The sequence below is a fragment of the Caulobacter sp. GW821-FHT10A06 genome, from assembly GCF_059415805.1.
The window spans coordinates 395,421-410,476 of the sequence record NZ_JBWKNY010000002.1; the positions used below are offsets into that span (position 1 = coordinate 395,421).

At 68.7% G+C, this 15,056-nt stretch carries 9 protein-coding genes and 2 riboswitches; of the genes, 5 read left to right on the top strand and 4 right to left on the bottom strand.

Annotation, left to right across the window (positions count from 1 at the left end; genetic code table 11):
* Positions 1-81: 81 nt before the first annotated feature.
* The 3 genes from AC07NF_RS05825 (at position 82) to AC07NF_RS05835 (ending at position 5,178) form a co-directional block, all read left to right on the top strand.
* Positions 82-2,580 (top strand): TonB-dependent receptor, encoded by a 2,499-nt coding sequence (locus tag AC07NF_RS05825; RefSeq protein ID WP_494628245.1) that lies wholly within the window; start codon positions 82-84, stop codon positions 2,578-2,580.
* A 61-nt stretch (positions 2,581-2,641) separates the two neighbouring features.
* Positions 2,642-4,165: an alkaline phosphatase D family protein gene (locus AC07NF_RS05830; RefSeq protein ID WP_494628244.1), complete on the top strand. Its 1,524-nt coding sequence runs from the start codon at positions 2,642-2,644 to the stop codon at positions 4,163-4,165.
* 95 nt (positions 4,166-4,260) lie between these two features.
* The gene (locus tag AC07NF_RS05835; protein WP_494628242.1) at positions 4,261-5,178 is read left to right on the top strand and encodes a LysR substrate-binding domain-containing protein; all 918 of its coding nucleotides are present in this window, start codon (positions 4,261-4,263) and stop codon (positions 5,176-5,178) included.
* A 6-nt stretch (positions 5,179-5,184) separates the two neighbouring features.
* Here the strand turns inward: AC07NF_RS05835 and AC07NF_RS05840 are convergent, their stop codons facing one another.
* From AC07NF_RS05840 to AC07NF_RS05855, 4 genes are all read right to left on the bottom strand, one after another.
* Complete coding sequence (locus tag AC07NF_RS05840; RefSeq protein ID WP_494628240.1) at positions 5,185-6,153, bottom strand: S1/P1 nuclease; 969 nt, start codon at positions 6,151-6,153, stop codon at positions 5,185-5,187.
* A gap of 2 nt (positions 6,154-6,155) precedes the next feature.
* On the bottom strand, positions 6,156-8,303 hold the full coding sequence (locus AC07NF_RS05845; RefSeq protein ID WP_494628238.1) for a TonB-dependent receptor plug domain-containing protein: 2,148 nt from the start codon (positions 8,301-8,303) through the stop codon (positions 6,156-6,158).
* Between the two features lie 317 nt (positions 8,304-8,620).
* On the bottom strand, positions 8,621-9,988 hold the full coding sequence (locus AC07NF_RS05850) for a sensor histidine kinase (RefSeq protein ID WP_494628236.1): 1,368 nt from the start codon (positions 9,986-9,988) through the stop codon (positions 8,621-8,623).
* A complete protein-coding gene (locus AC07NF_RS05855) occupies positions 9,985-10,647 on the bottom strand; it encodes a response regulator transcription factor (protein WP_492810214.1) in 663 nt (220 codons plus the stop codon). The genes AC07NF_RS05850 and AC07NF_RS05855 overlap by 4 nt, the downstream gene beginning before the upstream one ends.
* A 96-nt stretch (positions 10,648-10,743) precedes the next feature.
* On the opposite strand from AC07NF_RS05855, the gene AC07NF_RS05860 reads away from it, so the two are divergent.
* Together AC07NF_RS05860 and AC07NF_RS05865 are read left to right on the top strand one after the other, a co-directional pair.
* Positions 10,744-11,766: an ABC transporter substrate-binding protein gene (locus AC07NF_RS05860; RefSeq protein ID WP_494628233.1), complete on the top strand. Its 1,023-nt coding sequence runs from the start codon at positions 10,744-10,746 to the stop codon at positions 11,764-11,766.
* 267 nt (positions 11,767-12,033) lie between these two features.
* Positions 12,034-12,124: riboswitch (glycine riboswitch) on the top strand.
* A gap of 3 nt (positions 12,125-12,127) precedes the next feature.
* Positions 12,128-12,219, top strand: a riboswitch (glycine riboswitch).
* A 126-nt stretch (positions 12,220-12,345) separates the two neighbouring features.
* Entirely contained in the window at positions 12,346-15,051 is a 2,706-nt protein-coding gene (locus AC07NF_RS05865; protein ID WP_494628231.1) for a TonB-dependent receptor domain-containing protein, read from the top strand.
* Positions 15,052-15,056 lie beyond the last annotated feature (5 nt).

Genomic DNA, 15,056 nt, shown 5'->3' on the forward strand with positions numbered 1-15,056 from the left:
GACAAGGTGAGGCTTTCGGCGCCGCCGCAGTTCCTGGGGGTGATCGGTCGACGGGGGCCGGCGATTGCCTAGGAAAGTACGATGACGAACCGAGTTTCCCACGCCGCCGGTCTTCGCCGCGGCCTGATGGCCTGCTGCGCCGTCGCCGTCCTGGGCGCCGCCGCGCCGGCCCTGGCCCGCCAGACGAGCGCGCCGGCCGTAGCCTTCACCCTGCCGACCCAGCCGCTGGAACTGGCCCTGCCGGCCTTCGCCAAGCAGGCCGACGTGCAGGTGCTGTATGCGTCCAACCTGGTGAAGGGCAAGCGCGCCAACGCCGTGGTCGGGACCCGCGCGCCGGCCGAGGCGCTGCGCGACCTGCTGGCCGGTTCGGGCCTGAAAGCCACTCTGACCGGCCCGCGCACCTTCGTGATCTCGGTGGAGGAAAATCCGGTCGTCGCCGAGCTGGAAGAAGTCGTCGTCACCGCCCAGAAGCGCTCGGCGCGGATCGAGAACGTTCCGATCGCCGTGACCGTCGTCGAGGGCGGCGACGCCCAGCGACGCGGCATCACCAACGTCGCCGACCTGGTCGACCAGGTGGCCGGCGTGTCGGTCAATTACGCGTTCGGCGGCACCAACTACGGCCTGATCAGCATCCGCGGCATCGGCGGCGCCGACGACTACAAGCCCAACGGCAACCCCTCCGTCGCGATGCATGTCGATGGCGTCTACCAGACCTCGAACGCCTACCTTGGCATGCCGTTGTTCGACCTCGACCGCATCGAGGTGCTGAAAGGTCCGCAAGGCACGCTGTACGGCCGCAACACCACCGCGGGCGTCATCAACGCGATCACCCGCGGTCCCGGCGACGTGCTGGAGGGCTCGGGCCGCGTCGAATACGGCAGCTACGACTATACCGAGATGGAAGCGTCGGTCGGCGGTCCGGTCAGCGAGAACCTGGGCGTGCGCCTGGCCGTGCTGGCCCAGAACGGCGGCGGCTTCATGGACGGCGCGGGCGCGGGCCTGCTTGCGGGGTTCCGTCCGTCGGTGCGTGGCGTGGTCCAGACCCAGGTGCCGGCGCTGGTCGATCCGGGCCGTCGCGAGGGTTTCGGCGACAAGGACCTGGTCGCCGGCCGCGCCACTTTCGACTTCAAGATGGCCCCCGAGAGCGATTTGGTCGTGAAGCTGTTCGGCAGCCGCGATCGCGGCGACACTCGCCAGTACGACCGCATCTCGCGGGCGCAGGACGCCACGGTCGCCAACGCGGGTGAGAACGACGATCCCTACGAGTTCTATTCGGTGGGCTATCCGACCCAGCGCATCGACATCTATGGCGGCTCTACGACCCTCAGCCACAAGGTCCGCGAGAACCTGAACTTCACCGCTGTTGGCGGCTGGCAGGGCAGCAAGCGTTCGGTGCAGGGCAATGGCGACGGCTCGCCCTATCCGGCGTCGTACTTCGACGCCAACGAGAAGCTCAGCCAGTCGTCGCTGGAGCTGCGGCTGGCTGACGATACCGGCGGCAAGCTGGATTGGATCGCCGGCGCCTTCTACGTGACCGACGACGTCAAGTTCGACACCAACTGGATCAGCTATTCGGCGCTGACCAACTACGACAACCTGCACCGTCAGGAACGCAACAGCTTCGCCCTGTTCGGCCAGGTCGACTACCGCCTGATCGAGCGCCTGCAGATTTCGGCGGGCCTGCGCTACACGCGCGACAACGCCCACTATGTCGGCCGCAACGTCGACCACAATCCGTGGGGCATCAGCACCTTCACGACCACCTTCGCCACCACCAACCCGTTCTCGTGGGACGAGAAGTTCGAGGACGACAACGTCTCGGGCCGCCTGACGGTGAAGTACGACGTCACCTCCAACCTGAATATCTTCGTCTCGGGCGGCACCGGCTATCGCGGCGGTGGCTTCGACGGCACCTCGATCTTCACCGTGGCCGAGACCAAGCCGTTCGCCTCCGAGACCGTGCGCGCCTACGAGGCTGGCCTGCGCTGGAGCACGCCGCGCCTGCGCCTGTCGCTGGACGCCTTCGACTATCGCTTCAGCGAACTGCAGGCGACGACGCGTCTGGCCAACGACACCAACGGCCGCGCCAATGTCGGCAAGGCCAGCAGTAAGGGCATCGAGGTGGCGCTCAGCGCCCAGTTGTTGCGCACGCAGCGCCAGGGCCTGACCTTCGATGTCAACGCCGCCTGGCTTGATACGGAGGTCCTGTCGTTCTCGTCGAACCGCGTGGCCGACGTGCTGCAGACGGTCGGCGACCCGCTGCCCGGCGCGCCGGACGTGTCGGCCACCGCCAGCCTGAACCACAGCGTCACCCTGAAGGACGGCTGGTCGCTGCGCAGCCGCCTGGGCGTCACGCACCACGGCGAGGAGTCCAACCGCCTCAACGCCACGCCGGGCAACACGGCCAAGGCCTACACGTTGGTCAACGCCCGGGTGGACCTGGCGACGCCCTCGAACTGGACGGTCTATGCCTATGGCCGGAACATCACCGACAAGGTCTATTTCCCCGAGCTGAACGGCGCGGCTCGCCTTGTCGGCGCGCCGGCCACCTACGGGATCGGCGCGCGGTTCGACTTCTGATCCTTGGGCGATCCGGTCCGTCCGGGCCGGGTCGCCTCCTATCTCTGACTGGACCCTCGCGATGTCTTTGCTGACGCGCCGCGCCGTGATGGCGGCCTCGACCGGCCTCTTCCTAGCGCGCGCGACGGCGACGCGAGGGCTGGAGATCCGTCGCGCCGCGCCCGCCGAGCCATTCGCACTAGGCGTGGCCAGTGGCGATCCGTCGACCGACGGCTTCGTCCTGTGGACCCGCCTCAGCGCTGGCGGCGCGCCGCTGGACGTCCCCGCGGTGCCGGTCGCCTATGAGGTCGCCGAGGACGAGGCGTTCCGACACATCGTGCGACGCGGTCGCCGGGCGGCCAGTCCCGCCCTGGGCCATGCCGTGCACGTCGAGATCGAGGGCCTGCGTCCGGGGCGGACCTATTGGTATCGTTTCCACGCCCTGGGCGCGGTCAGCCCGGTGGGACGCACCGCCACCGCGCCGGAGCGCGCCGAGCGCGCGCGGATCGCGGTCAGTTCCTGCCAGCACTTCGAGTTGGGCTGGTTCGCCGCCTATCGCGACATGGTCGCCGCGCAGCCCGACCTGATCGTCCAGTTGGGCGACTACATCTACGAGAACAGCTACGCCCAGTTTCCGAAGGTTCGCACCTTCGACGCGCCCGAACCTATGGACCTGGACGGCTATCGCCGCCGGCACGCGATCTACAAGTCCGACCCCGACCTGCGCGAGGCTCATCGGCTGGCGCCCTGGGCCGTGACTTGGGACGACCACGAGGTCGAGAACGACTATGCGGATCTGGCCAATCTGAAGGCGTTGGATCCGACCGTCTTCGCGCGCCGGCGAGCGGCGGCCTATCAGGCCTATTTCGAGCACCTGCCCGTGCGGCCCAGCCTGTGGGCCCAACCCGACGGGCCTAGGCTCTATCGACGTCTGGCCTGGGGCGATCTGGTCAGCCTGCCGGTGTTGGACGGGCGACAGTATCGCTCGGTCCAGGCCTGCAATCCGCCGGGCCAGAGCGGCAACCGTGCGCGCCGCGATTGTTCCGCGCTAACCGCGCCCGACCGCACCATGCTGGGCGCGGCCCAGGAGACCTGGTTGGACGAGACCCTGAAGGCCGAGCAAGGGCGCTGGACCCTGCTGGCCCAGCAGACCGTGGTCGCGCCGATCGAGACGCCGGACGGCGTGATGTCCGACCAATGGGACGGCTATGCCGCCGCCCGTGACCGCCTGATGCGCAGCCTGACGCGCCCTTCAGTGCGCAACGCCGTGGTCCTCAGCGGCGACATCCACGCCTACATGGTCAACGACCTGCGCAATGGCGGACCCGACACGCCGCCCGTGGCGACAGAGCTGGTGACCACATGCCTGGCCGCCAGCCACGCCCCGAAAGCCCGCTATGGCGACGTCCGCGCCCGCAACGCCGACGTCCGCTTCGCTGACATCGAGCGCTCGGGCTACACCTTGATCGACGCCACGCCCGAGCGGCTGGAGGTCGATCTGCGCACCGTCGCCGATCAGGCTGATCCTAGCGGCGGCGCCACGAGCCTGGCGCGGGTCCTGATCGAGGACCAGCGGCCCGGCGCGCAGATCGCCATCGGCGGATAGCCGCACGTCCGGTTCGTGATCCGTTGTCGACGCTGTCGTAAATCGGTTACCGCCCCGACCTAGTCCTCCGGCGACACTCACCAGAGGGGCGTTGCATGTCCCGGCGCATTCCAAGGCTCGAGGTGATCGAGGCCTTTGTCGAGGCGGCCCGCGCGCCCAGTTTCCGCATCGCCGCGGACCGTTGCGCCTTGAGCCCCGCCGCGTTTTCCCGGCGCATCCAGGCCTTTACCGCCTTTGTCGGTCACGAGGTCTTCGTGCGCTATCCGGGCGGCATGCGCCTGACCGAGGCCGGGCAGGCGTGCCTGGACACCCTGGAGCCGACTTATCGCGCCATTCTCGGCGCCGCGCGTGATCTGGAGGCCAAGCCGGTCGCGCAGAAGATCAGCATTTCGTTGTCGCACTCGCTGGCGGTCGGGTGGCTGATCCCGCGTATCGAGCGCTTTTACGCCCTTCACCCTCACATCGAGGTGGCGATCGTCACCGCCCGCACCGCGGAGGCGATCCGCACCGGCGTCGCGGACCTGGGCCTTTGCGCCGGGGATGTCGACGTGACGGACCTGTATGCCGAGATCCTTCTGCAGGGGTGCATCACGCCCGTCGCCTCTCCCGAGGTCGCTCGCCGCCTGCGCGACGGGACCCGCCGATTGGCCGACGAGCGCCTGCTGACCTTCTCCCAACACCAGGACATGTGGGCGTGGTGGTCGCGCGAGGCCGGAGTCGACTGCGGCCTGCCGCGCGAGGCCAGCACGTTCGACATGGCCCAGGCGCTGTACGAGGCCGCCGCCGCCGGGCTTGGTGTCGCGCCAGGTATCGACGTGATCATAGCCGGCCACCTGAGCTCGGGCCGGCTGGTCGAGCTGGGCCTGCCGGCGGTGCGATATCCCGGCGCCTACCGGCTCGTCGCTAAGCCCAGCCGCCTGCTGAGCAACCAGGTCGCGCCGTTGTGGGCCTGGCTGAAGGACGAGGCCGCCCGTGACCGGCGCCCGCAAGCGCCGGTCCGAGCCGTGGCCTGAGCGCGCCTACCTCGGCGCATCCATGGCGGCGATGACCAGGTCGGCCATCCGATAACCCGCGATCGCCACCCGTCGCTCGGCCACGCCGCGCACCTTGGTCCAGTAGGCGTCCGAGGTCGGCTGGGCGCCGGCCGCCGTCGGGCTGGTGGGCGAGCGCGCTGGCAGGGCGAACGACAGGGCCAGGGCGTGGCTCTCGTCATGGGCCCAGGCTTTGAAGTCCGGCCCGGAGTTTGCCGGGACGATCGGGGCCTTAAGTTCCTCCAGCGCCGCGCGCGGATGCAGGGTCTCGATCTCCCGAGCCCGCGTATCGGCGTCGGCGGACAGGCCCGAACGGCTGATCGCGTCGTCCCACAACCAGTGCAGGGCGATCGGCTCGTGGGGCGGCAGCGGGTCGATCACGAACTGCCGGCCCGCGCCGGCGTCGCCAGCGGGATAGGCGGCCGAGAACAACTCGGTCGTGTGGAACGGCTGGTGGATGTCGCCGGTCACGTGCATCAGCCAGCACAGCGCCGACGCCTTCTCCGCCGGCGTGGCCGAGGGATCGCCCAGGGTGCGGTAGTTCAGGGTCAGGCCCTCCAGCGCCTCGCCGGTCGGACGCCCGGCCCGCGCCGCCACCTTGGCCTTGGTCGCCGCTGGGGCGTCGGGCTCGACCGCCGGCCACAGGGTGATGTGCCAAGTGGGGTGGTCATAGGCCGTCTGCCGCGCATCGTCTGGCCAGCGGGCGCACTCCAGGAACATCCGCCGCACGCGTTCACGGCCGGTCGTGCGGTCGACCGCCACCTGGAAGGCGCCCCGGTCAGGATGGGCGTCCAGGATCGCGCCGATGGTGTCGATCAAGTCGGGGCGGCGCTTCTCGATCTCGTCATAGGCGATGGCGGCGGTGACCATGTGCCCTGGCCGCGTCCAGGCGCCGGCGGGACCGGCGGCAAGCGCGAGGGCGACGAGCGAGCAGGCGGCTTTGCGCAGCAGGGTCATGGTCAGAACTCCGCCGACAGACGCAGGAAAAATTCACGACCGTTGAAGCCCATCGGATCGAACTCGCTGTAGGGGCGACCGGTGGCCTCGCCGGGAACGCGGTTAGGATAGGTGTCGCCGGCGTTGATCACCCCGGCCGTCACGGTCAGGGCCTGGGTCACGCTCCAGGCGGCCGAGAGGTCCACCGAGGTCTTGCCCGGCATCCGCATCGAGCCGGTCCCGAACGGGATCGACGTCGAGCCGAAGTCGGTGACGTCGGCGCTGAACCGCCAGGCGCGCCAGGAAAGCTCGGCATTGACCAGGGCCTTCAGGTGCGGCTGGGCGTCGGCCACGGCGTCGATCGAGGCCGGGCCCAGCAGAGGGATCGAGGGCAGCACAGGGTTGGTCCGGATCCGCAGCGGATCGGTGTCGAACGCGCCATAGCCCACCGTCAGGGCCAGACGGGCGTCCTGCGTCAGGCGCGTGTCCCAGCGCAGGGTGGCTTCCCAGCCCTGGGTGCGGGTGTCGGAGGCGTTGGTGAAGAACCGCGCCACCGCCGCGTTGGTCACGCCATGCGCGGCCAGGATCGCCGCCACCTGCGGACCCTGCAGGTTCTCGGTCATCGCGATGCGGTCGTCGATGTCGATGCGGAACGCGTCGAGGCTGAAGGTCAGGCCGTGGCCCGGCGTCAGGACGATGCCGGCCGAATAGTTCTTCGACTTCTCCGGACGCAGTGGACTGGACCCCAGGGCCACCGAGACCGGGTCGGTGACCGCGAAGTTGCCGACGTTCTGCAGCACGCCGTTGTTGAGCTGGCTGGTCACCGTCGAGAAGTATTGCTGCTGCAATGACGGCGCCCGGATGCCGGTGCTGACGGCCGCGCGCAGGGCGATCAGCGGTGCCGGTCGCCAGAAGGCGGTCAGCTTGCCGGTCGTCGCGTCGCCGAAGTCGCTGTAGTCCTCGAAGCGGGCGGCCGCGCCCAAGTTCAGGCCCTCGATCGGGCTCAGCTCGGCGTCGATGAAGGCGCTACGGCCCGTGCGGTCCACATCGACCGGGGAAGGCGGGTGGAAGCCCGGGAAGCCCTGGGCGCCCGAGAGCGTGTAGGAACCAGGCTCGCCCGGGACCAGTTCGTAGGCCTCGAACCGATGCTCGACACCGGCCGCCAGATTGGCCCCCGCCATGACATCCAGCGCCCGGCGGACCGTCAGGTTGACCAGGTTCTGGCGGTAGCGCGCGCCGCCGCCGTAGAACGCCTTCGGGCTGGCGGTCCCCAGCGAGGTGTTGACTGTGTTGGAAACGTCGTAGTCGCCGTTGGAATAGCCGTAGGTGTCGGTCAGCTCCCAACCCCAGCCGGCCAAGGTCCCGCGCATGCCGACATTGGCGCCCAGGTCCTTGAGGTCGAGATTGACGATCGGCAGGAAGCCATTGGGATAGAAGGCCGGGAACACGGTCGGCGCCCGGAAGAGGGGGCTCATCTCCGACTCGCGTCGGCCCAAGGTCAGATAGCCCAACGCCGCCATGCCGCCCTTCAGCGGCAGCTCGGCGTTGGCGACGGCCTGGACGTCGGTGCTCTGGGGATCGCCCAGGGTCGACGTGACACGGCCGAAGCGCGGATCGATCTCGGCGGCGTTGGTGTCGCCCCGGTCACGGACCTCGGTCGACAGGGTGACGAAGCCGCCATCGCCCAGCGCGAAGCCCTGGCGCGCCGTGGCGATGAAGGTCTTGCCCTCGCCGTTCTGGGTCTGGCCGTATTGAACAGAACCATGCGTACCGCCGGGCTCGTCGCGCAGCACCAGATTGATGACGCCGGCGATGGCGTCCGAACCGTACTGGGCGGCGGCGCCGTCGCGCAGGATCTCGACCCGCTTGATCGCCGTCAGCGGGATCATGTTCAGGTCAACGGGCACCGAGCCGCGGAAGGCGCCGTTGTTGAAGGTGATGATCGAAGACGCGTGCCGGCGCTGGCCGTTGACCAGCACCAGGGTCTGGTCGGGAATGAGGCCGCGCAGGGTGAACGAGCGCGCGCCGGTCGAGGACGGCCCCGACGAGGTGCGCGGATAGTTGAACGACGGCGACATGAATTCCAGCGTCTTGGTCAGGTCGTTCTGGCCGCGGGCGGCCAGGGACTCCGCGCTCAACACGTCGACCGGCACGGCGGTGTCGGTCGCCAACCTCGGCGCCCCGCGACTGCCGATCACCACCAGTTCCGAAACCTGGCCGTTCGTCTCCGTCGAAGTCGATTGCGCCCAGGCGGGTCCTGCCGCCAGGAGCGCCGTTGCGCCCATAAGCCACTGTCGTCGCATAGCTCGAAAACCCCCATTTTGCTGTCGGCGGGGGGCTTATCGATCGAGGATCTTCGATCGTCGATCGCAATGATTGCAACGGCGATTGCTTGCCACGCAACGGCTTGCCGGTCTGGCCGCGGCTCATCACGCAAGGCGAAGATGACGGTTCGTGAAAGGGCAAAGCGCCTTCTTGTGTCGCTTCGTCAAAGACCCAGCACGGTGAAGGTGATCTCGGCGACCAAGCCTGGCTTCGATGTCCGACGGCGAAGCGAGACGCCGATCTCCAGGCGCTCAGTGATGGCGCGGACGATGGCCAGGCCCAGCCCCGCACCCTGGGCGACACTGCTGGCGCTACCGCGACTGAAGGGGGCGAAAAGGCGTTCCAGATCCGCTTCGCTGACGCCCGGGCCGTGGTCCCAGATGACGACGTTCAGGGTGTCGGCCTTGGCGAAGGCGACGATGCGGGTCTTTCCGCCGCCATAGGCGCAGGCGTTGAAGATCAGGTTCCGCAGCACCTCGCCGACTAGCACCGGATTGCCGCGGGCGAGGGGAAGGCCTGGGGGCAGGCGCGCCAGAACCTCGACATCGGGAAAGGCCCGCACGGCCTCCAGTTGGATCGTGATCAGCAGGGCGGCGAGGTCGGCCTCGCCCTCGGCCGCCGTGGCTTCCGAACGGGCCAGGGCCAGGAACTGTGACAGCACCTGGCGCAGGTTGGCCGCCGCCTGGCGAGAGTCGCCCAATAGGGCCTTGTCGCGCGGCGTGGCGGCGGTGCGCTCTAGCAGGGCCAGGTTGGCGACGATCACCGACAGTGGCGTGCGCAGCTGGTGCGAGGCGTCGGCCGAGAACCGCTCCAGCGCTCGGGTGAAACGCTCCAGGCTGCCCATCAGGTGGTTGAAGGCCCCGACCACCGGCGACAGCTCGGCCGGCGCGCCTGTGGCGTCAACCGGCGCCAGGTCGGGGCGCGAGGCTTGGGCGCGAGTCGTCAGGTCGGCCGTGAGGCGGCGCAAGGGCGCCAGGCCCCAGCCGACGGCGGGAATGACCAGGACGCCGGCGACCACCACCAGCAGCACCGGCAGGCCGATCAGGCTGGACAGCAGCTCGCGCTCGCTGGCCTTGCGCGAATCCAGGCTCTGAGCCACGGCCACGACGACGGGCTCGCGCACGCCCGGCACCAGCACCGTCGACTGGGCGATGCGCACCTCATAGCCGCGCATCCTGGCGTAGTTGAAGTTGGTCTCGTTCGGTGCGGGCGCGGGCAGGCGGGGCAGGTCGCCATAGCCCGTGACCAGGCGCGGGCCCTGGCGCACGGCGTAGAACACCGCGTCGCGCTCGGGGCTGTCCAGCAAGCCCAGCGCCCACGGCGGCAGAGCCACCTGGGCCTGGCCCTCGCGCACGCCGATCTGGGCGACGATCGAGGCCGCCGAGCCGGCCAGCAGGCGGTCCGACGACTTCTCGACGACGGCGTGGGCGGCCAGGGCGCCGGCCAGGGCGAGCGCCGCGCCCAGCAGGGCCAGGGGCGCGACCTGGGCCAGCAGCAGGCGGCCGACCAGGCTGGGATGGGCGCGGCTCACGGGTCGAGCCGGTAGCCCACGCCGCGCAGGGTGCTGAGGCGCGGACCGTCCGGCGCCAGCTTGCGCCGCAGGCGGCCGACATGGATGTCCAGGGCGTTGGGCGAGGGATCCTGCTCGTCGGGAAAGACCTCGGCGGCCAGGCGTCCGCGCTCGACCACGCGGCCGGGGCGCGAAGCCAACACCTTCAGCGCCGCCCACTCGCGCGGACGCAGGTCCAGCCGCCGCTCGCCGATCCAGGCCGCGCCGGCCTCCCAGTCGCAGGCCAGGGTCCCGACATGGATGGTGCGGGCCGCATAGCCGCTTTTGCGCCGGACCACGGCGCGCACGCGGGCCACCAGCTCGAACGGGTCGAAGGGCTTCAGCACATAGTCGTCCGCGCCCATGTCCAGGCCGGCGATGCGGTCGTGCACGGCGTCGCGGGCCGTCAGCATGACAATCGGCGTCAGCACGCCTTCGCGGCGCAGCTGGCCCAGGATCTCGAAGCCGTCGATGTCGGGCAGGCCGATGTCCAGGACAATGGCCTCGAAGTCGCCGCCGGCGGCCAGGGCCAGGGCGGCTTCGCCGGTCTCGGCGCAGATCGCCTGGTGCCCCTCGCTCTCCAGCGTCGCGGTCAGCGAACGGCGTAGAGGCGGATCATCCTCGACAACGAGTATCTTCATCGGGGATGTAGGGACCGAACGCGGGAAGGAGAAAGCGCCATCCGACGCCGATTGCCACGAGCGGTCAAGAGACGCGGGCTGCTGGCCGCCGCGCTGATGCTCGCCTCGGCGCTGGCGGGCTGCGCGCCCAAGCATCCTGGGCAGGAGACGAGCGGCTGGGACGTACGCGCCGCCGAGCGCGAGGGCGAGGTCGTCGTCTACGCCAATACCGACGTCCACCAGGCGATCGGCGAAGGCTTCCACCAGCGCTTCCCCAAGATCAAGGTCCGGTTCGTCGAGCTGGCCGCCACGCCAATGCGCACGCGCCTGATCGCCGAGATCGACGCCAACAAGCCGGTCGGCGACGTCGCCTGGAGCTCGTCGATGGACATCCAGGTCAAGCTGATCAATGACGGCTACGCCCAGACCTATCGCAGTCCCGAGGCGAAGGGTCTGCCGGCCTGGGCGGTCTGGCGCGACCAGGGCTATGGCGTCACGGCCGAGCCGATCGTTTTCGCCTACAACAAGAAGGCGCTGAAGGCGTCGGAGGTCCCGCGTAGCCACGCGGCTCTGCTGGCGGCGTTGCGCGCTGACCCGGCGCGCTGGCGCGGCCGCATCGCCATGTACGATCCCGAAAAGAGCGGGGTCGGATTCATGTACATGTCCAGCGACCTGCAGGCTTATCCGGACGCCTGGGCGCTGTACGAGGAACTGGCCAAGTCGAAGCCGCGCCTGTTCGTGCCGGGCGCGGCGCTGCTGAACGAGCTGTCGGGGCCGGGGCTGCTGGTGTTCAATATGAACGGCTTCTACGCCGACTGGTGGGCGCGCCATCGCAACCCTGACGTCGGCTATGTGGTGCCGACCGACTATCACCTGTCGATTTCGCGGGTGGCCTTCATCACCCGCTCGGCGCCGCATCCCAAGGCCGCGCGCGTTTTCCTGGATTATCTGATGTCCGACGACGGCCAGAAGCGCCTGGCCGAGGCGCGGCTGACGCCGATCCGGCCGGTCGGCGGCGCGGCGACTCTCGGCCCCGGCGGACGGCCGATCCGCGTCGGGCCGGCCTTGCTGGCCAATTTCGACCAAGGCCGTCGAGCTGAATTGCTGGCCCGTTGGCACAACGCCGCCGCCGGTCGGTGATATATGTGCAAATATTAGGCTTTTGGCGCCTATAATTTGCGCATTCATAGGCGGGTGGCCTAAGCGTCGCTGTTTTTCGGGGGCCATGCCAAACGGTCCAAACTGTCACGGACCTGTCACGGCCGCGAACCTGGGCGAGAGCCGACGAGCGAACCGCGTGGCCTCGGGTTGAGCTTGGGAATTTCCATCTCTCCGTTCGCAAACCTGGTGGGCGTTTATGCCGCGCAAGCGGCTTTTGACGGGATCAAACGAAGCGTTCGTATTGGCCGGGTTCTCGCGGAAGAGATCGGGTTTTGGCCCGACGCCGAAGGCGCAACCGCCCCGGAAACGCTCAGGCACCAAGGACCGCAGAACACGAGGACGCTGGAAAGCAGGACCGCTCCATAAGCGAGCGGCCTCGCCGAAGGAGCAAGGGCGCACATGCGCCTGAATCTCTCAGGCCACGGGACAGCGGGGGCAGAGGAACGCCTGTGACGCCTGGAGGTGCTGACCTTCCGGCGACGCGCAACCGAACGCGGCCGAGCAACGGCCGTGGCGGGAGAGGGCGACTGTCGACTGCTGAAACAGAGGGGATCTCTTTTGAATTCTTCGCGTCAAACCCGCCGGAACCTGCTGCTGGGTTGCAGCCTGGTTCCCGCCGTCCTGGCCCTGCACGGCGCCGCCTTCGCTCAAGACGCCGCGGCCAAGGCCGACGACACCAGCGTCGCCGAGATCGTCGTCACCGGCTCGCGCATCGACCGCGCCGGCTTCCAGGCCCCGACCCCGACCGTGCGCGTCACCGCCCAGGACCTCGCCGTCGGCGCCCGTCCGAATGTGGCCGCCGCCCTGAACGACCTGCCGCAGTTCCGCGCCACCACCTCGCCGCAGACCACCGGCACCAACACCGGCGCGGGCAACGCTCCCGTCGACCTGCGTGGTCTCGGCATCAACCGCACCCTGGTGCTGCTGGATGGCCGTCGCTTCTCGGGCGAGAACGACCTCAACATGATCCCCAGCGTGCTGCTGAAGGGCGTGGACGTCGTGACCGGCGGCGCCTCGGCCGCCTGGGGTTCGGGCGCGGTCGCCGGCGTCGTCAACCTGTCCATCGACCGCACCTTCACCGGCTTCAAGTTCGGCATCGAAGGCGGCGAGTCGTCCTTTGACGACGCCAAGCAGATCCGCGTCGAAGGCGCGGCCGGCACGACCTTCGCCAATGGTCGCGGCCACTTTGTCATCGGCGGCGAATATCTCGACAACGACGGCGTCATTCCGAAGAACAGCCGCCCGAACATCGGCCGCTGGGCCACCATCTCGAACGGCGCGGGCCGCTTCATCCTGGCGCCCGACGTCGGCTTCGCGAATGCGGCCCCGGGCGGCCTGATCATGTCGGGCGTGCTGCGCGGCCAGACCTTCAATCCGGACGGCACCCTGCGCGCCTTCGACTACGGTACGGTGCAGGGCACGAACTCGATCGGTGGCGAAGGGCCATCGAACGACGACCTGTCGCCGCTGGTCACGCCGCAGAAGCGCTACGCCACCATGGCCAGCGCCACCTACGACCTGACCGACAAGGTCAAGCTGACGGCCGAGCTGCGTCGCTCGCGGATGTGGAACAACTACATCTGGTTCGGCGACCACAACCGCGGCAACCTGACGATCAAGTCGGACAACGCCTTCCTGCCGACGGCGGTGAAGACGGCGATGGCCGCCGCCGGCCAGACCACCTTCACCATGGGTCGCTTCAACACCGAGGCCTATCCGACGATCGACTTCGAGCGTGTCTCGACCCAGGGCACGATCGCCCTGGACGGCGAGCTCGACGGCGGCTGGCGCTGGAGCGCCTACTACAGCCACGGCGAGCAGGAAAACAACATCGACACCCCTGGGTTCTTCCTGACCCAGAACTACGCCAACGCCGTCGACTCGGTGATCAGCCCGACCACCGGCCAGGCGGTCTGCCGGATCGCCCTGAGCAACCCGACGACCAACTGCGTGCCGATCAACCTGTTCGGCCAGGGCGCGCCCTCGCAGGCGGCGCTGGCCTACGTCACCGGCACGCCGTCGATGCGCGAAACCAGCAAGTTGGACGTCGGCGGTTTCAGCCTGCGCGGCGAGCCCTTCTCGCTGCCGGCCGGTCCGGTCTCGATCGCTGTCGGCGCCGAAGCCCGCAAGGAGTCGGTCGATCGCACGGTCGGCGCTCTGGACACCGCCAAGGCCTTCACCTCGTTCAGCTTCTCGGCCATGGCCGGCAGCTTCAGCGTCAAGGAGGCCTTCGCCGAAGTGCTGGTGCCGGTGGTGCGTGACGTCCCGGTCTTCAACAAGCTGGAAATCAACGCCGCCGCCCGCATCTCGGACTACGACACCACCGGTTCGATCTGGTCGTGGAAGCTGGGCGCCACCAACGAGTTCTTCCCGGGCTTCCGTGGTCGCATCACCAAGTCGCGTGACATCCGTTCGGCCAACCTGACCGAGCTCTTCACGTCGTCGACGACTGGCTACAACACCCTGACCGACCCGACGAACAACTCCAGCGTCTATGTGCTGACCAACGGCGGCGGCAACCCGAACCTGAACCCCGAAACGGCCAAGACCTTCACCACGGGCTTTGTCTATTCGCCGCCGTCGATCTCGGGCCTGAGCATGTCGATCGACTACTTCAACATCAACATCGACAACGTGATCACCACGATCGCGGCCCAGGACATCGTCACCCGGTGCGCCAACGGCAACCAGGACCTGTGCTCGCGCATCACCCGTGACTCTGCCGGCACGATCACCCGGATCGTCTCGACCTACGTCAACCTGGCCAACTACAAGACCGACGGCTTCGACGCCGAGATCTCGTACTCGACCGCGTTCGACCGCCTGATCCCGGGCGCTCCGGGCCGCATCCGCGCCCGCCTGCTGGGCACCTGGATCAACAGCCTGACCACCAACGACGGCGTCAGCAAGATCGAGTACGTCAAGTCGCAGGGCTATTCGTTCGGTCTGGGCGCGCCCAAGACCCGCGCGAACGCCTCGATCGACTGGGCCGGCGACGTCTTCAGCGCCAACCTGCGCGCCCGCTACATCTCGGCGGGCAACTACAACAGCACCGTCGATCTGGTGAACAACCACATCAAGGCCTACACCTATTACGACCTGGGCCTTGCGGCGAAGCTGCCCGAGATCCGCGGCAACGCGATCGAGCTCTACGCCAACGCCACCAACCTGTTCGACAAGAAACCCCCGGTCAGCTCGCTGTACTCGCCGTACTACGACGTGATCGGTCGCTATGTGACCGTCGGCGCGCGGATGCGTTTCTAAGCCCG